Source organism: Bacillus sp. B15-48, from assembly GCF_016879755.1.
Lineage (GTDB): Bacteria > Bacillota > Bacilli > Bacillales > Cytobacillaceae > Mesobacillus_B.
Window position 1 is genome coordinate 858,948 of the sequence record NZ_WOFU01000002.1, and the last position, 20,517, is coordinate 879,464.

The 20,517-nt window shown below is 38.5% G+C and carries 18 protein-coding genes; 5 read left to right on the forward strand and 13 right to left on the reverse strand.

Annotation, left to right across the window (positions count from 1 at the left end; genetic code table 11):
- Nucleotides 1-80 precede the first annotated feature (80 nt).
- A complete protein-coding gene (locus tag GNT69_RS09825; RefSeq protein ID WP_203554766.1) occupies nt 81-2,948 on the forward strand; it encodes a transglycosylase domain-containing protein in 2,868 nt (955 codons plus the stop codon).
- A gap of 53 nt (nt 2,949-3,001) precedes the next feature.
- Here the strand turns inward: GNT69_RS09825 and acsA are convergent, their stop codons facing one another.
- Nucleotides 3,002-4,720, reverse strand: coding sequence for an acetate--CoA ligase (gene acsA, locus GNT69_RS09830; RefSeq protein ID WP_203554767.1), 1,719 nt, complete (start codon nt 4,718-4,720; stop codon nt 3,002-3,004).
- 207 nt (nt 4,721-4,927) lie between these two features.
- Between acsA and GNT69_RS09835 the strand changes: the two genes are divergently transcribed.
- From GNT69_RS09835 to GNT69_RS09845, 3 genes are read left to right on the forward strand one after another with little or no spacing between them, the layout of a single operon-like run.
- On the forward strand, nt 4,928-5,560 hold the full coding sequence (locus GNT69_RS09835) for a GNAT family N-acetyltransferase (RefSeq protein ID WP_203554768.1): 633 nt from the start codon (nt 4,928-4,930) through the stop codon (nt 5,558-5,560).
- A 36-nt stretch (nt 5,561-5,596) separates the two neighbouring features.
- A complete protein-coding gene (locus GNT69_RS09840; protein WP_203554769.1) occupies nt 5,597-6,244 on the forward strand; it encodes a CBS domain-containing protein in 648 nt (215 codons plus the stop codon).
- Nucleotides 6,241-7,428 carry an acetoin utilization protein AcuC gene (locus GNT69_RS09845; RefSeq protein WP_203554770.1) on the forward strand — a complete coding sequence of 396 codons (1,188 nt, stop codon included), beginning with the start codon at nt 6,241-6,243 and terminating at the stop codon, nt 7,426-7,428. Before GNT69_RS09840 ends, GNT69_RS09845 begins: the two co-directional genes overlap by 4 nt.
- Nucleotides 7,429-7,560: 132 nt before the next feature.
- On the opposite strand, the gene ccpA is transcribed toward GNT69_RS09845, so the two are convergent.
- The 11 genes from ccpA to GNT69_RS09900 form a co-directional block, all read right to left on the reverse strand.
- Nucleotides 7,561-8,562 (reverse strand): catabolite control protein A, encoded by a 1,002-nt coding sequence (ccpA, locus tag GNT69_RS09850; RefSeq protein WP_203554771.1) that lies wholly within the window; start codon nt 8,560-8,562, stop codon nt 7,561-7,563.
- Between the two features lie 218 nt (nt 8,563-8,780).
- Nucleotides 8,781-9,857 (reverse strand): bifunctional 3-deoxy-7-phosphoheptulonate synthase/chorismate mutase, encoded by a 1,077-nt coding sequence (locus GNT69_RS09855; protein WP_203554772.1) that lies wholly within the window; start codon nt 9,855-9,857, stop codon nt 8,781-8,783.
- A 190-nt stretch (nt 9,858-10,047) separates the two neighbouring features.
- Entirely contained in the window at nt 10,048-10,374 is a 327-nt protein-coding gene (gene ytxJ, locus GNT69_RS09860; protein WP_203554773.1) for a bacillithiol system redox-active protein YtxJ, read from the reverse strand.
- A gap of 61 nt (nt 10,375-10,435) precedes the next feature.
- Nucleotides 10,436-10,873 (reverse strand): YtxH domain-containing protein, encoded by a 438-nt coding sequence (locus GNT69_RS09865; protein WP_203554774.1) that lies wholly within the window; start codon nt 10,871-10,873, stop codon nt 10,436-10,438.
- Between the two features lie 14 nt (nt 10,874-10,887).
- Nucleotides 10,888-11,370, reverse strand: a complete 483-nt coding sequence (locus GNT69_RS09870; protein WP_203554775.1) for a DUF948 domain-containing protein — start codon at nt 11,368-11,370, stop codon at nt 10,888-10,890.
- A gap of 261 nt (nt 11,371-11,631) precedes the next feature.
- Complete coding sequence (gene murC / locus GNT69_RS09875; protein ID WP_203554776.1) at nt 11,632-12,933, reverse strand: UDP-N-acetylmuramate--L-alanine ligase; 1,302 nt, start codon at nt 12,931-12,933, stop codon at nt 11,632-11,634.
- Nucleotides 12,934-13,119: 186 nt separating this feature from the next.
- Nucleotides 13,120-15,558, reverse strand: a complete 2,439-nt coding sequence (locus GNT69_RS09880) for a DNA translocase FtsK (protein ID WP_203554777.1) — start codon at nt 15,556-15,558, stop codon at nt 13,120-13,122.
- Between the two features lie 147 nt (nt 15,559-15,705).
- Nucleotides 15,706-16,500 carry a DUF1444 domain-containing protein gene (locus GNT69_RS09885; RefSeq protein ID WP_203554778.1) on the reverse strand — a complete coding sequence of 265 codons (795 nt, stop codon included), beginning with the start codon at nt 16,498-16,500 and terminating at the stop codon, nt 15,706-15,708.
- 3 nt (nt 16,501-16,503) lie between these two features.
- Nucleotides 16,504-16,821 (reverse strand): thioredoxin family protein, encoded by a 318-nt coding sequence (locus GNT69_RS09890; protein ID WP_239094110.1) that lies wholly within the window; start codon nt 16,819-16,821, stop codon nt 16,504-16,506.
- A gap of 155 nt (nt 16,822-16,976) precedes the next feature.
- Nucleotides 16,977-17,477, reverse strand: coding sequence for a hypothetical protein (locus GNT69_RS09895; RefSeq protein ID WP_203554779.1), 501 nt, complete (start codon nt 17,475-17,477; stop codon nt 16,977-16,979).
- Nucleotides 17,478-17,682: 205 nt separating this feature from the next.
- Nucleotides 17,683-18,753: a M42 family metallopeptidase gene (locus GNT69_RS09900; RefSeq protein ID WP_203554780.1), complete on the reverse strand. Its 1,071-nt coding sequence runs from the start codon at nt 18,751-18,753 to the stop codon at nt 17,683-17,685.
- A gap of 197 nt (nt 18,754-18,950) precedes the next feature.
- On the opposite strand from GNT69_RS09900, the gene GNT69_RS09905 reads away from it, so the two are divergent.
- Nucleotides 18,951-19,274 carry a PepSY domain-containing protein gene (locus GNT69_RS09905; RefSeq protein WP_203554781.1) on the forward strand — a complete coding sequence of 108 codons (324 nt, stop codon included), beginning with the start codon at nt 18,951-18,953 and terminating at the stop codon, nt 19,272-19,274.
- Nucleotides 19,275-19,648: 374 nt separating this feature from the next.
- Here GNT69_RS09905 and GNT69_RS09910 read toward each other — a convergent pair whose 3' ends face one another.
- Nucleotides 19,649-20,488 carry a YtnP family quorum-quenching lactonase gene (locus GNT69_RS09910; protein WP_203554782.1) on the reverse strand — a complete coding sequence of 280 codons (840 nt, stop codon included), beginning with the start codon at nt 20,486-20,488 and terminating at the stop codon, nt 19,649-19,651.
- Nucleotides 20,489-20,517 lie beyond the last annotated feature (29 nt).

The following is a 20,517-nucleotide window of genomic DNA, read 5'->3' on the forward strand; positions in this document are numbered from 1 at the left end:
ATATTAGGAAAATGTCGACTCCTGTCCTTTCTCTTCCCTTGTTTATGCTATAATGTATGTGATTTTAGGGGGAGTGCTAAATGAATGAAAATAAACGTGGATGGAAACATCATCTGTCCACATTGAAGACCTTTTTAACACATAAACGAACACTTAAAAGTGCAAGAATCACCTATAATGTCGTTTGGAACTTAATTTTGTTATTTTTAATTATTGGAGTAATCGGCGCAGGTTTTGCAGGTGGCGCTTTTGCAGGTTATTTCGCTTCACTCGTAAAGGATGAACCAATCCGCTCATATGAACAAATGGAAAAAGATATTTATAATTATGAAGAAACTTCAGATTTATACTTTGACAATAATGTTTATCTAGGGAAACTGAGAACGGATTTATATCGTGAGGAAGTCAAGTTAGAAGATGTTTCACAATCCTTAATCGATGCTGTCATCGCGACTGAAGACGAGTATTTTTATGAGCATGAGGGAGTCGTTCCAAAAGCCATTTTACGGGCATTGTTTCAAGAAGTGACGAACTCGGCTACTCAATCTGGCGGCAGTACGTTAACACAACAGCTTATTAAAAATCAAATCTTAACAAATGAAGTCTCATTTGAACGGAAAGCGAAGGAAATTCTCCTCGCACTTCGACTTGAAAAGTTTTTTGATAAAGAGGAGATTCTAGAAGCCTATTTAAACGTCTCTACATTTGGTCGAAATGCTTCTGGAGATAATATTGCCGGAGTCAAAGCAGCGGCGCAAGGAATCTTTGGCGTCGATGTAAAAGATTTATCATTACCGCAAGCAGCATTCATTGCTGGATTACCACAAAGTCCTTTTGGTTATACTCCATTTAGCAGTGACAAAGGGAAGCTGAAAGCAAATCTTGAACCGGGAATCAACCGAATGAAAACCGTGTTATCAAGAATGCACAACAGGGGAGTAATAACCGAAGAGGAATACAACGAGGCAATTAATTATGATATAACGAAAGATTTTATTGAAGATGCCGGTAATGGACATACCATTGATGAATATCCATATCTCACTTTTGAAATTGAAAAACGTGCAGTGGAAATTCTTGCAAAGATTTTAGCTGAGAACAGTGGCTATGAACAGGAAGATTTAGAGGCCGATAAAAACTTAAGGGCAGAGTTTTTAGCTTTAGCAGACCGCGATCTTCGTCAAAACGGCTATAGTGTTCATACGACGATCAATAAAGATATATACGATCGCATGCAAGAGGTCGCTAAGAATTTTCCTTATTACGGAAATGATAAACCACAACAAAAGACTAATCCTGAAACTGGCGAAATAGAAACCGTCATGGAGCCAGTTGAAGTTGGCGCCATCCTAATTGAAAATAAAACCGGGAAAATTATCAGTTTTGTCGGTGGCCGTGACTTTAATCGTGAACAGACAAATCACGCAACAGTCGCTAAAAGACAAAATGGATCGACAATGAAACCATTGCTCGTCTATGCACCGGCAATGGAACTTGGAGCCTTCCAACCTGGGAGTGTCCTCCCTGACGTCGAAGTTTACTTGAATGGTTCTAGTCGAGCTTGGCCGAATAACTATGACAGAAGATACAGCGGGTTGACCTCTGTTCGATATGCATTAACGAGATCTTACAATGTGCCAGCTGTACTCGCTTATAAAAACATCATTCACCAAAGACCTACATCCTATCTCGAAAAAATGGGATTTACATCCTTAACAGAAGATGACCATGTTAACTTGTCTGCAGCGCTTGGATCTATTGGCGGTGTGACAGTAGAAGAAAATGTAAATGCTTTTGGTACATTTGCCAATAGCGGTAAATTCATTGATGCGTATTTAATTGATAAAATTAACGATAAGGACGGCAATGTTATTTATCAACATAAAATTGAACCTGTTGAAGTTTTTAGCCCACAAACAGCTTATTTAACGTTTGATATGATGCGTGATGTCATCAATCGTGGTACAGCAGCCTCGTTAAATAATCGTCTCAAGTTCAGATCAGATTGGGCAGGAAAAACAGGAACTGGACATAATTATTATGATTCATGGTTTGTAGCAACGAACCCGAACGTAACTTTTGGTGTTTGGAATGGTTATGATACGTTAAAACCACTTGAACGAAATTACAAAGGGCTAACCTATGGGACAAGAAATGTTTATTTATGGGCTGATTTAATGAATGCTGCGTATGATGTTGCTCCCAAACTTGTCGACCCACCAAATCGCATTGAAATGCCCGGTGGAATCGTCAGAAGATCTTATTGTGGTGCATCCGGTTTACTCCCATCACAAGCATGTGCGGATGCTGGACTTGTTCGTACCGACATTTACAATTCAAAATTCGTACCAACAAAAGTCGATGATACCCTTTCTTCGAATCGATTTGTAACGATTGGTGATAAACGTTATTTCGCACATGAGTCAACGCCATCTGAATTTGTCGAATTCGGAGGAGTCACTCTTGACCCAACCTATATGGAAAGCTTGATCGGGCATAAGATTCGAAACACATCACAGCTTATTCCACAGCAAGAAGCTTGGTCTAACCTCCTTGTAGCAAATTCACAGCTTGCTGAAAATGGTCGTGTACCTGCTACCATCGAACTTAGGGCAAATGGCAATACATTAACATGGGGACAACATCCGGAAAATGATGTAATTGGCTACCGTATCTATCATAATGGCAGGAGAGTTAGCAGCATTAAAGCAGGTACGAATCTATCCTTTACAGCTGGAAACGGCTCGTATTACGTGACTGCCGTTGACATCGCGGGGCAAGAATCAGCTCCTTCTAATCTCATCAATATTGGTGAAGAAAAGCCGCAGGAACCAGAAACGACGAAGCCACCAAAAGAACCAGAAGAAACACCTGAAAACCCTAATCCTCCAGTTGCGCCTGAAGCACCACCAGCAGAGGAGCCCCCAACTTCAAATACTGAAGAGTAAAGGCAAAACAACCGTGCAAATTTGCACGGTTGTTTATTTTCCCTCATACTTAATTAATCTTCCATTGTAGATAAATCACCTGTCGGTAAATCTAGTTCCCACGCTTTTAACACGCGTCGCATAATTTTTCCACTACGAGTTTTGGGAAGTTTATCACGAAAATCTATTTCTCTTGGTGCAGCATGGGCTGCTAAACCTTGTTTTACAAACTGTCGAATCTCTTCTTTTAATTCATCTGTTTGTTCATATCCTTCTCTCAAGGCAATGAATGCTTTAATTATCTCTCCCCTAACTGGGTCTGGTTTCCCGATTACACCCGCTTCTGCAACAGCTGGATGTTCAACAAGTTTGCTTTCAACTTCAAAAGGTCCGACACGTTCGCCGGATGTCATAATGACATCATCAATACGCCCTTGGAACCAGAAATATCCATCTTCATCCATATAAGCTGAATCGCCTGAAACATACCAATCTCCTGGCATGAAATACGATTCATATTTTTGCTGATTGTTCCAAATCGTATTCATCATCGAAGGCCAGCCTTTTTTTATTGCTAAATTCCCCATCCGATATGGAGGAAGCTCTTCACCACGATCATCGACAATTGCTACTTGCACACCAGGAATTGGTTTTCCCATAGAACCTGGCTTAATTTCCATACAAGGAAAATTACAAATGAGCTGCGCACCAGTTTCCGTCATCCACCAAGTATCATGAATGCGTAAATTAAATACCTTCATCCCCCACCGGACAACTTCTGGATTCAATGGTTCTCCTACACTCAATATATGGCGCAGACTGCTTAGGTTGAATTTCTTAATCACTTCGTCCCCAGCACCCATTAACATACGGAATGCTGTCGGTGCACTATACCATACTGTAACACCATATTCTTCGATCATTTTATACCATGATTCAGGACTAAAACGTCCTCCGATAATCACATTGGATGTTCCTGTTAACCATGGGCCAAAAATCCCGTAAGCCGTTCCTGTTACCCATCCTGGATCTGCTGTACACCAATAAACATCTTCCTCCTGGAGATCAAGTACCCATTTGGCCGTTTGATATTGCTGAACCATGACATTATGGACGTGAAGGACTCCCTTCGGATTTCCAGTCGAACCAGATGTGTAGTGTAAAATTAACCCATCATTACGATCTACCCATTCAATCTCAAGTGATTTACTTGCCTCTGCCATCTTAGCATTAAAATCTAACACTTTATCCGTTTCTTCTATATTGTTTCCAACAAGAAAAATATGTTTTAAATCTGGCAACTCATCTACTGGGATCCTAGGTAATAGTTCTGGAACTGTTATAATGACTTTTGCGCCACTGTCTTGCAAACGATCACGAACAGCTCCTTCCATAAACGCCTCAAACAACGGTCCGACAATGGCCCCTAGCTTAGTCGCCCCTAAGACGCTAAAATACAACTCCGGGGAGCGTGGCATAAAGATGAATACTCTATCTCCCTTTTTAACATTCCCATATGTTTTAAGTACATTTCCTGCTTGGTTTGAATACTCCTTCATTTCATTAAAGGTGTATCTTTCTTTACGGGCTGCATCTTGATAGTACAAGGCAACTTTATTTTTACGGAAACCTTCTGTATGGCGATCGATTGCCTCGTAAGCCATATTCACCTTCCCTGTTTCATACCAGGAGAAATGTTTCTCAGTTTCCTGCCAATTAAAATCTTTGTATACTTCATCATAGTTTTTCAGATTATGCTTTCCTTGAATAGATGGTAGCGCTTGCACACTCATTGATCCATCCCCCTTTGCTTCGATTTGTTTAATGTTTATTATAATATAGATAAAGTATTTTCACAATTTTAAAATTATTTACACTAAACATTTTTTATGTTTCATCTTTGTAACTTAGCTGTTGAAAAGACTGAAAATTTTATTAAAATGCTTTATCACTTATATTTTCATGTATAATAGAGAGGACTATTTCAAGGTGGTGAATCAATGGAACATAGAAAACAATACCATTCCAAAGAATTAGAAACAAACCATGGAGTTCTAATAATAGAGGGTCCAATTCCACCGGAACAACTTGAAAAGCTAGAGTTCCACCATGACTTAGTAGCATTTCGGACACCGGAGAAACAACACAGAGCGCTAATTGAGATTGCAGCGCTTCCTGAAGGTCGAATAATTATTGCCAGACATGAACAGGTTATCGTTGGATATGTCACCTATCTCTATCCAGATCCACTTGAACGGTGGTCTGAAGCAGGTATGGATAATTTGATTGAACTTGGAGCGATTGAGGTTATCCCGAAGTTTCGTGGTGCTCATGTTGGGAAAAATCTCTTAATTATATCGATGATGGACGAAGCTGTGGAAGATTTCATCATCATTACAACGGAATATTACTGGCATTGGGACTTGAAAAATACCGGGTTAAACGTTTGGGACTATCGTAAAGTTTTAGAAAAAATGATGAGTGTTGGAGGTCTCGTATGGTATGCGACCGACGATCCTGAAATATGTTCCCATCCCGCAAACTGTCTAATGGTACGCATTGGAAAACGAGTCAGTTTAGAATCAATTGAGAAGTTTGACCGAATACGTTTTATGAACCGGTTTATGTACTAACGTATAGGAACTCATGTTACGAGGAGGATTTCTACTGTGATTGTAGAAGAGATTATGAAAACGAACTTATCCACTCTGGATAAGCACAATACGATTGCTGAGGCATGTCAAGTATTAGAAAAGAATCGGATTAGACATTTACCAATAGTTGATGAACACGATAGGCTTATCGGTTTAGTCTCCGATCGGGATCTCAGAGACGCACTTCCATCTAGATTCCTTAATAATCCAAATGACGAAATTTTAAAAAAACCACTAGAACATATTATGACAACGAATGTCATTACCTGTCATCCACTTGATTTCGTAGAAGAAATAGCTGCGCTTTTTTACGAGCATCATATCGGTTGCCTCCCAGTAACTAAAGATCAAAAAATTGTTGGGATCATCACTGAAACTGATTTACTTCATGCACTAGTCGCACTAATGGGTGCGGACCAACCGGGTTCGCAAATAGAAGTAAAGGTAGCAAATAAAGATGGAATGCTTAACCGTGTGGCCTCAATCATAAGTGCCAGAAAGGCCAATATATCTAGTGTTCTAGTCTATCCTTACAAGCAGGATGACAATTATAAGATTCTTGTGTTCAGGGTTCAAACAATGAACCCCATTAATATTATCACTGATTTGAAGACGGCTGGATTTGACGTTCTTTGGCCTAATATGCCAGGTGTTTCATCATGACAAAGCGTTCTGTTTTCGTCTATTCAGAAGAATTGCTTAAATATAAATTCAATAGCCACCATCCTTTCAACCAACAGCGACTAAAACTTACCATTGATTTGCTAAGGAGAATAGGCGCCATTTCTGATCATGATATTATCCCACCACGTACCGCCACCGAAGAAGAACTTCTTTTAATTCATAGTCCAGAATATATCAATGCTGTTAAAAAAGCTGGACATGGCCAGCTTTCGGAAGAGTTAGCAGAAAGCTTTGGTCTAGCGACCGATGACACGCCAATTTTCACAAATATGCATGAAGCAAGTTCCTTGCTTGTAGGTGGAACATTAACCGCAGTTGATCAAGTAATGTCTGGAAAAGCTGACCACGCTCTCCATTTAGGAGGCGGACTTCATCACGGCTTTAGAGGAAAAGCATCTGGTTTTTGTATTTATAATGATAGCTCCGTTGCAATTAAATATTTACAAGAAAAATATAAAGCCAGAGTTCTCTATGTTGATACAGATGCTCATCATGGAGACGGAGTACAATGGTCTTTTTATGATGACCCAAATGTTTGTACGTTATCGATACATGAAACTGGAAGGTATTTATTTCCCGGTACAGGTAATGTAAACGAACGTGGTCAAGGGAAAGGATATGGCTTTTCATTTAATATTCCTGTTGATGCTTTCACAGAGGACGAATCATGGTTATTTGCTTATACGACCGCACTGACTGAAGTGGCTGAATTTTTTAAACCGGACGTGATATTAACGCAAAATGGTGCTGATGCCCATTACTATGACCCACTTACTCATTTATCCGCAACAATGAAAATATACCGTGAAATCCCTAAACTTGCTCACGAAATCGCTCACCGTTATTGTGATGGTAAATGGATTGCCGTTGGAGGCGGGGGTTATGATATATGGAGAGTCGTGCCCCGTGCATGGGCCCTTATTTGGACGGAAATGACTGAAAACTCAAACTGTTATGGAAGTTTACCAGACGATTGGATCGATCATTGGCAAGAGAAAGCAAATATCACGCTACCTAAAGAATGGGACGATCCTGAAAATTTATATCAACCGATTCCAAGAAAACAGGAAATCACTGAGAAAAATCGCCAAACACTTGAAAAGGCACTTTACTCTATACTTAATCAAGAAAAACGAACGAATGGGCTTAAACCGCTATTATAAAGCGAAACTTCCATCAGAAAGGGTTTTCTTCATCCCCACTTATTCCTTACTCTTTAGACACTGTTTTTAAGTGGAGATATATCAATGCCAGTTAACTTGAATAAAAATGACCGCGAATCCGCGGTCATTTATTCAATTCTTCGTTGAATCTCGGTATTCAATTCTATGTGGAAGGATAACGGTTTGGTCATCTACTTCTTCTTTGTTCATTAATTTAGTTAGAAGCCTCATTGCAACAGCACCAATATCATACAATGGCTGAACAATTGTTGTTAGCTGTGGTCGTACCATCATTGCAAGTCTTGTATTGTCGGAGCTAATGATTTCAAAATCATCAGGTACCTTATAACCAAGGTCAATGGCGCCATGAACAACACCGAGTGCCATTTCATCCGATCCAACAATAATCGCAGTTGGTTTTTCTTCCAAGCCACTTAGTTTTTCAATAGCCTCAATCCCCGAATCATAAGTATAATCACCTTCAAAGACCAATTCTTCAACATACTCATACCCAGACTGTTCTATCGCACGCTTGTATCCATTCAGTTTCTTATCTTTATTAATAGGCTCTAATAATGGGCCAACAACAAAACTAATTCGTTTATGTCCTTTTTCAATAAGTGCTTGAACGCTGTCAGATATGGCCTGTTCATAATCAATATTAACTGAGGGAACAGTTTCTGATTCTTCAATTGACCCGGCTAACACAATCGGGACAGGGGATTTTTTAAATTCATTAACATGCTCTTCAGTAATATTCCCTCCCATAAATACAATTCCATCCACTTGTTTTCCAAGCATTGTATTCAATAGGTGAAGTTCCTTATCATTATTTTGATCAGAACTGCTAAGTATAATATTGTATTTATACATCGTTGCAATATCTTCTATTCCTCTTGCTAATTCAGCAAAAAAGATACTTGAAATATCAGGAATAATTACACCGACAGTTGTCGTCTTTTTGCTAGCCAGCCCCCTTGCAACAGCATTTGGCCTATAACCAAGGCGATCAATGACTTCCATTACTTTTTTTCTTGTAACTGGTTTAACATTTGGGTTTCCATTTACTACACGCGAGACAGTTGCCATTGAAACATTTGCTTCTCTAGCAACATCATATATCGTTATATTCATCTTCTTCACTCCTTTTAATCTCCGTTACAATACTTTCTCTTATTTTACGGTATAATCGGTTCAATTAACCATATTTTAGAATGTGATTTTATGTACAATTATAATTATGTTATTAATCATACGACAACAACGCCAATCTGGCAATGTGAACGCCTCAATTTTATCTTCTTTTATACGTAAAAATGCCATGCCTATTTTGTCAGGCATGGCATTTTTTCTTAAATCGTAACAAATGAAGATGTACGCAGCGAACGAACAAATTCGTCAAACTGCTTTAAATCCATTTGTTGAGCATTATCAGACAAGGCAACAGCTGGATCTGGATGAACTTCTGCCATAACCCCATCAGCACCAATTGCTAAAGCAGCTTTTGCTGTTGGAAGAAGAAGATCTCTCCTACCAGTCGAATGAGTAACATCAACCATAACAGGCAAATGTGTTTCTTGTTTTAAAATTGGTACAGCAGAAATATCTAGTGTATTTCTTGTTGCTTTCTCATATGTGCGAATTCCACGTTCACAAAGGATGATTTGCCCATTTCCTTGAGCCATAATGTATTCAGCAGCGTTAATAAACTCTTCAATTGTCGCGGATAAACCACGTTTTAGTAACACTGGCTTATTAACCGCCCCTGCTGCCTTTAACAATTCAAAGTTTTGCATATTACGTGCACCAATTTGAATGACATCAATGTAGTCAACAGCTGTCTCGATATCATTTGGATGAACGATTTCGCTAATAACAGCTAAGTCGAATTCTTCTCCAACCTTTTTTAGAATCTTTAAGCCCTCAATCCCTAAACCTTGGAAGTCATATGGAGAAGTTCTCGGTTTGAAAGCACCGCCACGAAGCATTTTAAATCCTTTCTCTTTCACTGCCGCTGCTACAGTTGCCACTTGTTCATACGATTCAACGGAGCATGGACCAAAGATAAATTGCTGACTGCCATCCCCAATCTTTACTCCCTTTACATCAACGATTGTATCTTCAGGCTTTTTCTTCCGGGAGACCAGTAGTGCCTTTCGATTATCTTCTTCTTGCAATTCCAAGCCAGCTTTGAAAACTTGCTTAAATATATGTTCAATTGTTGAATCTTCAAACGGGCCATTATTATTTTCCTTAATAAGATCTAACATTTGGCGTTCACGAACCGGATCATAGCGATAAACTCCTTGGGTTTCCTTCGCCTTACCGATTTCCTGTACAAGCATTGCCCTTTCATTAATCAATGATAATAATTGCAAATTTAATTCGTCTACTCGTTCTCTCAGTTGATCCAGTTGATTATTACTCATTTTTTCCCGTCCCTTCAAACCAAGTATATTCAGAATGCACTGCATTTTCTATAATTATCGTTATTATATATGAATTAGTTTCAAATGTCACGAACTTCTTTAGCAATTAAACGCTTTTAAGCTTTTAAGCACTAAAGTGTGTGCGCAGAATCAGCGAGGACGGCTGTCCCCCACTGATCGTGAATACATATTAATTATTTTCTACGAACGCAGCTTGTAATGATTTCTCAGTTATTTTCCAATGTGAAGCATGCCAAACAACATTCGAACGTGTAAATAAAATTGCTTGAGGCGATTCATGTTTTACATGGAACCTTTCAGCAATATGGTTAGATAACGGCCTTGCCTCTTGTACGGCTAAATAATAGCAAGGTAAGCTGCTATCGCTACTAAATTTCTCATATTCTTCAAATGCAGCCTGACTTATTGGGCATGTTAAACTATGCTTAACAAAGAAGAAAGAGCCTTCCTCTTCAAATAATTTGCTAAATTCCTCGATTGACTCTATTTTTTGCAATCTAATCACTCCTCTATCCTAGATATTATTTTTTTTCGAACAAACCGATGTAATTTCATGACTATTGATTTAGTTTTCTTTCTGTCTCATCAAATGCTGATTGTGTTTCTGCTAACTTTCTTTGAATCTCCTCACTCATACCGCTTGACGAATTGGCAAAATCATGTGATTGAGGATCCTCTTGATTTTGGTCATTTCTCGCTTTATGTAATAAGTCTGAAGATTGCTGTGAAACGGTATTTGCAATTGAATTTGCCTTTTCCTTTGCAACTGAGGCCAGTTCAATGCTTTTAGTCATCGCTTTATCTTTCACCTGTTCTGTTTTCTCAAGGATTGAAACAGACCGTTCGTTAATCGAGGTGCGCAACTCTCTTCCAGACCTCGGAGTCAGTAATAAAGCGGCGGCTGCACCAGCGACAGCTCCTACAATCGCACCGATAACGAAATCACGTGTATTTGTATTCGATTCTTGTTTCTCGTTCAATTCCCTATTCTTCATCCTTTATCACCCCATTAATTATTTTGTGCTCGTTCACGTCGTCTAGAAAGAATTTGCTCTCCATCTTGTTTTTCATATACAGGACTTTCCTTTTTTGCCCTCCATCTTTCTTTTAATTCTAAGAAGACATTCCCCCATTGGATCACTTGAGAAATTTTATCTTGGTTTTTAATAAGCTCTTTGTCAACGATCGTATGAATATTTTGAATCGAACGGTTAAATTGTTGCACCGAGTTGCCTACGTCCTTTACAGCAATGACAACAGAATTTAAGTTTTCTGATTTACGCTGAATATCCTCCGCTAAATGGTTTGTTTTATGAAGCAACTCCGTTGTCTCACGGGTTACCCCATCAAGTTGTTTTTCTAATCCCGATAGCGTGCGTGCTACACTGTCAAGCGTAATTTGTAAAGATTTTAACGTTTTTGAAAGAAAAATCACAAGAATAAGGAAAGCCAGTGCTGCTACTGCAACACTCAAATAAAGTATAATTTCCATAATCTAAAACCTCCGATAATTAAATCCTCTACCTTCTTATTTCCTACCTTAAAGTCATTAGCTTTATGTATTTGTTACCATACTACCCATTCTCTTCTCCCTTAATCATAAGGATTACTTTCAATAAAATCCAGTCATTTCAATTATAATCATCATCTGTTTTACAGATTGTCATTGTAAGAGCTTCTTGAAACAACCACAAAGTATATTTAGCTACGTACAGAAAAACAGGAGGCCATTTCGCCTCCTGTTTAACTTTTCTTATAGTTGAACCTGCCTTTCATAGGCTTCTTGGAATTTTTGAATATCCCCTGCACCCATGAAAATAATCACGCCTGACTCGTGATTTTTTAGTACAGTAGTCTCATCCTCTGAAATAATCTCTGCTCCATCAATCTTATTTTTTAAATCTTCAATTGATAGTTTCCCATGATTTTCTCGAGCTGAACCAAAAATTTCACATAAATAAACTTTGTCTGCATGACTTAAACTATCAGCAAATTCTTGGAGAAATGTTTGTGTTCTCGTAAAAGTATGTGGTTGAAATACCGCGATAATCTCACGATCAGGATATTTCTGGTTAGCCGCTTGGATTGTTGCCTTAATTTCCGTCGGGTGATGGGCATAATCATCAATAATCACTTGATTCGCCATTTGCTTTTCGGAGAATCTTCGTTTTACCCCTTTAAACGTTGTCAATTGCTCTGCAATCACTTCCGAACCAATCCCCTCATAATTACAAAGAGCGATGACCGCAAGAGCATTTAAAACATTATGATCCCCGTATAAGGGAATAAAGAAAGTATCGTAATAATTATTTCTTACAAACACATCAAATGTGGTCCCATCAGTCGACTTTGCCACATTTCGAGCTTGAAAATCATTTTCTTCCGCAAAACCATAAAAAACAACAGGTACTTTCGCTTGAATTTGCTGAAGCTGCTCATCATCACCACAAGCGAAAATTCCTTTCCTCACTTGTAGGGCCATCTCCTGAAACGCTGAAAAAACATCTTCAATATTAGCAAAGTAATCAGGATGATCAAAATCAATATTCGTCATGATTGCATAATCTGGAAAATAGGACAAAAAATGACGTCGGTATTCACATGCTTCAAATGCAAAGTACTCAGCTTCCTTGTCCCCTTTGCCTGTACCGTCTCCGATTAAAAATGAAGTCGGCTTTGCTCCATTCATGACATGGGCTAATAAACCAGTTGTCGATGTCTTGCCATGCGCTCCAGTTACAGCAACACTTGTAAATTTTTCCATGAAATCACCGAGGTAACGATGATAACGAATAATCGGTAGCCCTAGCTCCATCCCACGCTGAATTTCTTCATGTGTATCTGGAAAAGCATTCCCAGCAATAATCGTCATTCCCGGTTGAATATTATCCTTGTTAAAAGGAAGGATCTTTATTCCTGATTGTTCAAGGGCGATCTGGGTAAAGAAATGTTTTTCGACATCAGAGCCCTGTACATTATAATCCATATCATGGAGAATTTGAGCAAGTGCGCTCATACCAGACCCCTTTATACCTACAAAATGGTAAATAGTCATATAAAGAACCTCCAACAAACGTCTGTATGTAACACAGTATATGACAGTTAGCGTAATTTGCTCATATTAAGATGTTGACAACAAACCGTTTAACTATCGAATCTTAAGTATTGATACATTATATCATTTTTCATTTGTAAAAACTATTGCATCTCTAATATTCACTTTTATAATCAATATGATTAATTAATACATTTTGCTTCCTTCATATGTGGCTTCTAAATCCTCTGCAGAAATGAGGACATCTCTGGGTTTACTCCCTCGCCCCTCGGAAATGAAACCATTTTGTTCCATCATATCAATCAATCTCGCAGCTCGATTATAACCTACTTTAAATCGTCGCTGTAGACTGGAAGTTGATGCTCCCCCTTGTTCGATTACATAAGCACAAGCTTCATAAAAAAGCTCATCCTCTTCCTCTGTTACTTGTGCCTTCTTAATCAGTTCATCCTGTTCGAACAAATATTCTGGTGTGCGTTGTTTTCGAACAAAAGCAACAACATCATCAATTTCCTGATCAGAAACAAAAGTCCCTTGTAATCGGTAAGGCTTAGAAGAACCGTTTTCTAAAAAGAGCATATCTCCCCGCCCAAGGAGCTTCTCAGCACCACTTATGTCAATAATGGTTCGTGAGTCTACTTGAGATGATACAGAAAAGGCAATCCTAGTAGGAACATTCGCCTTAATTAAACCGGTAATAACATCAACAGAAGGCCTTTGTGTTGCAATAATTAAATGGATTCCACATGCCCGCGCTTTTTGAGCAATGCGGCAAATCGCTTCCTCAACATCGGCGGGAGACATCATCATTAAATCCGCAAGTTCATCAATGACAATGACAATAAAAGGTAACTTTTCTTCATTCCGACCATGTTCGTTAACCATTTCATTATACCGATTTATCTCCCTCACGCCAGTGTGTGCAAACAACTCATAACGTCTTTCCATTTCTTCAACAGCCCATTTTAGTGAGGCTGTAGCAGCTTTAACATCCGTAATAACTGGACTGACAAGATGTGGGATATGATTGTATGGCGCTAACTCCACCATTTTCGGATCAATTAATAGTAACTTCACTTCATCTGGGTGCGCCTTATAGATTAGACTAACAAGCATCGTATTAATACATACACTTTTCCCTGAACCTGTAGCACCAGCTATGAGACCGTGAGGCATCTTCTTTAAATCTGTGATGATTGGGTTACCTGAAATATCTAATCCTAAGGCAACAGCAAGCGGGGAAGCTGTTTCGCTAAACCCATTTGTACGAATTATTTCACTAATTAACACCGGTCGACTTGATGCATTTGGGACTTCAATTCCAATCGCGTGTTTACCAGGAATAGGTGCTTCAATTCGAATATCTCTTGCAGCTAAGCCTAGCTTAATATCATCTGCTAGATTCGTAATTTTATTTACTTTCACGCCTGGCTCAGGCTGTACTTCAAAACGAGTCACAGAAGGTCCTTGGGTAACATTAACCACTTTTGCTCCAACATTAAAATTTCTTAATGTCACATTTAAAATCTCTTCTTGTTCGTTTAGCCAATCTTTATTTGTTTCAATCATTACTGGGGGATGAAGAAGATCAAGGGGAGGATATAAATATGCCTCCTCTCTTTCTTGTATATGCTTCGATTCTAAGTTCCATTTTATGTCGCTCTCCTTCATTTCAGAAGAAGCATTTTCGATTGGCACTATTTTTTGTTCATGAAGAGGATCGTTGCTCTTTTTCTTCCTCTCTTTTTGTTCTTCAAGTTTTTTCTTGTCCTGTTTCAACATTAAAACATTGAAAGGGACATGCTTTTTCTTCGGACGCTCACTTGATGTTTCAATCGTGGCTGCAATTTGAGGTTCTCCCATATTCACTTGCGCTTCTTTTGTTGAATCCTCTTTAATCAATGTAGTCGGATCTGCTTCCTTTAAAAACTGAGTCGTTTCTTTCGGTTTATTTTCTTCTTTATGGATGCTTTCTGCTTTTGTGTTTTCTTTCTCTTTTTGGATGCTTTCTTCTTCTTTTATGTTTTCCTGTCTTTGGATGTTTCCTTCTTCTTTGATGTTTTCTTGTCTTTGGATGCTTCCCTCTTCTTTGATGTTTGCTCTACTTTCGTTTTCTGACCCTCTAGCCGTAGGTATGGGTTGTATAACTTTTACCGTTTCTTGCTGTTTTAGTATCGGCTCAATTGGTGTTTCTTTGTTGCTCGCAAAAGTATTCAACTCAAACTCGACAGGTTCCTCTTGTTTAGACCGTTGAAAAGCAAATATGGGTGAAGGGATCTCAGTTGGGCGGAACATATGTCCCTTTTCTCGTTTTTCTATTCGTCTAAATTCACTCGCATTTTCCTGAACAGGCTCATAAAAAGAAGGCTCCTCTTTCTTTACATCCTCTTTTTGCTTCTTTTGTTCCTTTTCTATCTCATCTGGAATCAGAGGGAATTTAAATTTACCCTTTGGATATTTATACAACACCCTAGCGTCTAACTCCTTTTTGCCTTCTCTCTCATACCGATCATCGAGCAGATTGTACGGTTTATGTATATCGTTTTCTATTGAGTTTTTATCATTGGGTTGTGCTTTCTCCTCTTCTCCTCGAAACATTTGCAAAATACGTTTAATCCAACTCAAACTAATCACTCTTTCTTTTTTCATTCATTCCTATTTTAACAGTATTTGTCCATTAATCGAGACTAACTTAAAAGAATAGGACAATTCTCTCATGTGCCGAACGAGAAGAGAAAAAAGGAAAAGCCCGGTTAAGGGCTGAAAATAAACCTATTTTCTTTTATTTTTTCCTAATATGAAAATCGGTTCAAGCTCACCATCTTCATAAAGGAAAGAAAGCGCAGTAATTGGTACCCTCCCACTTGCAAAAAAACTCATGGTCATTTGAGCAAGAATATCATATCCAGTGTTATTACGTATATCAGCAATAATTAATACATCCTGATGCGGGACTGCAATCGCCAATGTTCCTTCAACTTTCGCTTTCATCTTATTTATTAATGGTTCATTTAGAATTCTACTTGCATCATAACCATCATTTGAATTTAAAAAATAAAAAAGATTGCCTGCTACTTCATCCTTTTTAAATTCTGCGGATAACGACCGGAGATTAAATAAAGCTGTTTCTCTAACTTGTGCTTCTCCCCAGCCCTCCCTGGCTAATAAATTTTTATCAATTAGCCGATAGGTTTTCCCCAAATCAAGCGCATAATAAATACGTGTTTCGGCAGTATGGGGATCAAAGAAAAACGGAACCCCTTCTTCTGCTTGATCCGGAAAAGATGTAGAGCGAATTACAGGAAAAATATTTCTTTCCTGCCCTGAAAGGTGAACCTCCTCTTCCATGGCCGTTAATCCCTCAACTACATAATAAACCGTTTCATCAATTGCTTGTTCCTTTTCGGAATGCCACTTGGCGATAACCCCTGGCAATTCGATGGTGATTCCTCGACCAGTCTGTTTATTTTCAATTCTCAGCAAATCTTTTTCGCGATCAAACTTTATTAAACGATCTGGATGCTTTAATCTTTCTTCAAGAATTTTTCTCAATTTCTTACTGTCCATTATTTAAACAAGCCCTCCAATAAATTCTTCAATTTGTGCTTTTGTTTTCCGTTGTTTGCTGACAAAGCGGCCCAATTCCTTTCCGTCTTCATAAGCAAGGAAGCTTGGAATTCCGAAAATGTCTAACTCAATACAAAGATCGATAAAGTCGTCCCTGTCGATATAAACAAAACGATAGTCTGAGAATGTTTTTTCAATCTCTGGAAGGATTGGATCAATAAACCGACAATCAGGACACCAATCAGCAGAAAATAAAAAAATATGTTTTCCTTCTTTTTTTAGCTCTTTAAATTGTTCAAGTGACTTTAGTTTTTCCACCATTCATTCCTCCATTTTTCAAAACACTGTGTTTACATTTTAAACCTGCAACAATAAAAAAGAAACCAAACAGCACTCGAAAGTGAAACCATATATTGTAGATATGTTCATTCTTAACGCCAAAAATAAAAAAGAAAAGTGAGCACGCTAGCAGCCGCTCACTTTATCGTCACTGAATTGACAATCTTCATCATTGTGTCTACATCTGATTTTAGACTTTTTGTCTCAGTGGTCAATTTAACTCCTCCGATACCGGTCACCACTTGATTTACTCCATCATCGATTTTCTTTACGAGGAAATAACCGAACTTCCCATCCTGTTCAAAAGTAAAATGCCCATCCCATTCTGGATGTAAGTTTAATGTGGATTCATAGACAACCTTGCTGCCATGGTCTTCGCGCTGATTATAAAATAAGATATACGTCTTGGATCCATTATTCAAAAGAATATTATTCGGTGTTTCCTCTTTCTTTTCAACCCCAGAAGGCAAAAAATATTCTATCTCGTCATTGCTTTCGTTCGCTTGTTCCGGTTCTTGATTAACCTCTATTTCGGCAGCTTTACGTGCTTCAGTTAATTCATCCTCAAACGATACCGAACAAGAACTTAGAATTAGTACGGTAAATATAAGTAAGGCTGTCCAGCTCAATTTTCCCACTTTTATTTCCTCCTTACTCTTCTACAATCCCTTCTCCATCATACCGCTACGAACGAATAAGTGACAAGCTTAGGAGCTAAAAATGTCTGTAATGCTAATTAGCTTTCAAAAAATCGTCATAAATTCTTCGACCGTTTCAACACAGGAGGAAATCTTAAAATACAATAGGAGGCAGTTTTATCTGCCTCCCAAAACCTTCATATACCTATTTCCCTTTAATCGTTGCTACTGTTGTCTGATCACAAGAACGAACAAGTTTAACTAATAATTCCTTTGCAGCTGCATAATCATCGACATGGATCATCGAAGCATGAGTGTGAATATACCGAGAGCAAATTCCAATTACACTACTTGGTACTCCTTCATTCGAAATATGCACTTGACCAGCATCCGTTCCTCCTTGGGACACAAAATATTGGTAAGGAATTTGATGTGTCTCTGCTGTATCAAGAATAAATTCCCTCATACCTATGTGAGTAACCATCGTACGATCAAATATCCTTAAAAGCGCTCCCTTTCCCAACTGGCCAAACTCATTTTTATCACCTGTCATATCATTTGCCGGACTTGCGTCTAGCGCGAAAAAAAGATCAGGTTTAATTAAATTAGACGATGTTCTCGCCCCTCTTAAACCAACTTCTTCTTGTACTGTTGCTCCAGAGTATAGAATATTAGGTAAAGTTTCTTCTTTTACTTCTTTCAACAGCTCAATCGCCAGCCCGCAACCATATCGATTGTCCCACGCTTTAGCTAAAATCTTTTTATTGTTTGCCATCGGTGTAAACGGACAAATTGGTACGATTTGCTGGCCGGGCTTGATCCCAATCTTTTCGGCATCCTCTTTATCATCCGCACCAATATCGATTAACATATCCTTTATATCCATTGGTTTATTACGTTTTGCTTCATCTAATAAATGTGGTGGGATGGAGCCGATTACCCCGATAACCGGTCCATTGTCCGTTATGATTTGAACACGTTGAGCTAGGAGGACTTGACTCCACCAGCCACCAAGAGTTTGAAAGCGAATCATCCCATTTTTTGTTATGGATGTGACGATGAAACCTACTTCATCCATATGGCCTGCCACCATGATCGTCGGCCCATCTAATTGGCCTTTCTTCACACCAAAGATGCTGCCTAAATTATCTTGAACAATTTCCTCCGCATATTGCTCTAATTGGCTTCGCATATACTGACGAATACCATGCTCAAACCCGGAAGCCCCAGGAAGCTCTGTCAACGTCTTAAACATTGTTAAAGTCTCTTTATTCATTATTTTACCTCCTTAATCCTAATTTAATTTCCCACTTTTTTTGTATGTACAAATTTTATTTTACAGAAAAACGATTTATGTTGCCAATCAATCATGTTTTATTCTTACAAGGACGGAAATAAATCCCTTTATTGCCCTTTCTATTTTTGTTATGATAAGAAATAAATAATGACTTTTCTAAACTGAGGAGGCCTGCTATGAATTGGAAGTATTTCCTAATTGGAGTGTGCTCAGGGGTGGCCGGTGCTTTTATCGTTAAAGAAGTTAAAGAAGCAACCTCCCGAACAAAAACAATCTCACCTGAGGAAGTTTTGGAAGAAGTGAAAATTGCTTTCAAAAAAGAAGGTGCTATTAGCGGATCATGGATTAATATGGATGTTGAGCCCTATTCGCAGTCTCCTATTCAATATCGTGTATATAAAGGTGGAATTAGCCGCAATGTAAATGGCCAATCTGAGATATATGAATTTATTGCAGATGCTGCAACCGGGACTATCATTGAAACAAATCCAATTTACTAAAGGACCTGTGGCAGTATCTATCAGGTTCTCTTTTTGAGGTGCAATAAGAAAAAAGCAGGGCACCATGTTAGAATTTGCCCTGCCTTATCGTTAATCCGACTTACCTTCTTTGACACTTATCAATAATAGACGGAAAATTTCCGCTTAATTAGCAAATATCATTGAAAATAGCTTAAATAAACGGAGAGATTCCGTCTATTTACTCAATAAACGTGAAAATGGGCGATTTTTATTTGCATAACCGGAAAATCTCCGCTTATTTTCCTTTCGCTAGTTACTCACTTAAGGACTGGTCTTCTATTTAAGAAAGATGAGATAAAGAAGTGTTTTTCACCGTTAAAGAGAACCCGTTTCGGCAGTACCGCAGGCCTTTTTTATTTTTCTCTCCGGACAGCCTTACAAATATCTCCCTTTTCATCCAGCTTGATTGCTCGATAAACGGCATCATGGTAAAAAGTAAACCATGCGTTTCTTTCTAAAGCAAATTTCATCCATTTTTGCTTTGCATTGATAGAAGTCATTGGATAATCATCATATGCCATCACCCAAAGAATATTTTGATGTGCATGAGTCGCCATTAAATCAGCCATATGGACAACAGTGTCATTCCCGTTTTCAAAAACGATAATTGAATGACCAGCACTATGTCCACCGGTATGGATCATTTTTATCGAATTACAGCACCACTCTTCCTCAAAAGTGACAACCTGCTCTTCTATCGGTTCCCAGTTTTGATTCCAGTAGGTAGCCTTAGAGCGAATGTTCGGATTGCGGATTTCGTTCCATTCCATTTCCGAAGTAACGATCTTTGCATTGGGAAAGACTGAAACAAATTGGCCATCAACTTCTTTCGTTAGTCCGCATGCATGGTCGTAATGCATATGAGTCATCAGAACATAATCAATATCTTTTACTGATACTCCAAGTTTTGCTAAAGATTCCTCAACAGATGATTCTTCCTCGACACCAAAATTTCGTTTTTGCTTTGAAGTTAATTTCCCATTCCCAATCCCTGATTCAATTAAATAATTTTTCCCGGCTGTTTGTACAAGAATCGGATCTGTGCGTAATTCAATTTGATTTTTTTCGTTCACGTCATATTTCTTCGACCATAAAGCTTTAGGGACAACCCCAAACATCGCCCCTCCATCGAGATGAGTCCCCCCACCTTTAAGCCAAGTAAAAGTGAAACCTGCTAATTCGAGTTTCTCCACACTTATCCCTACCTATCACCATAATGTTT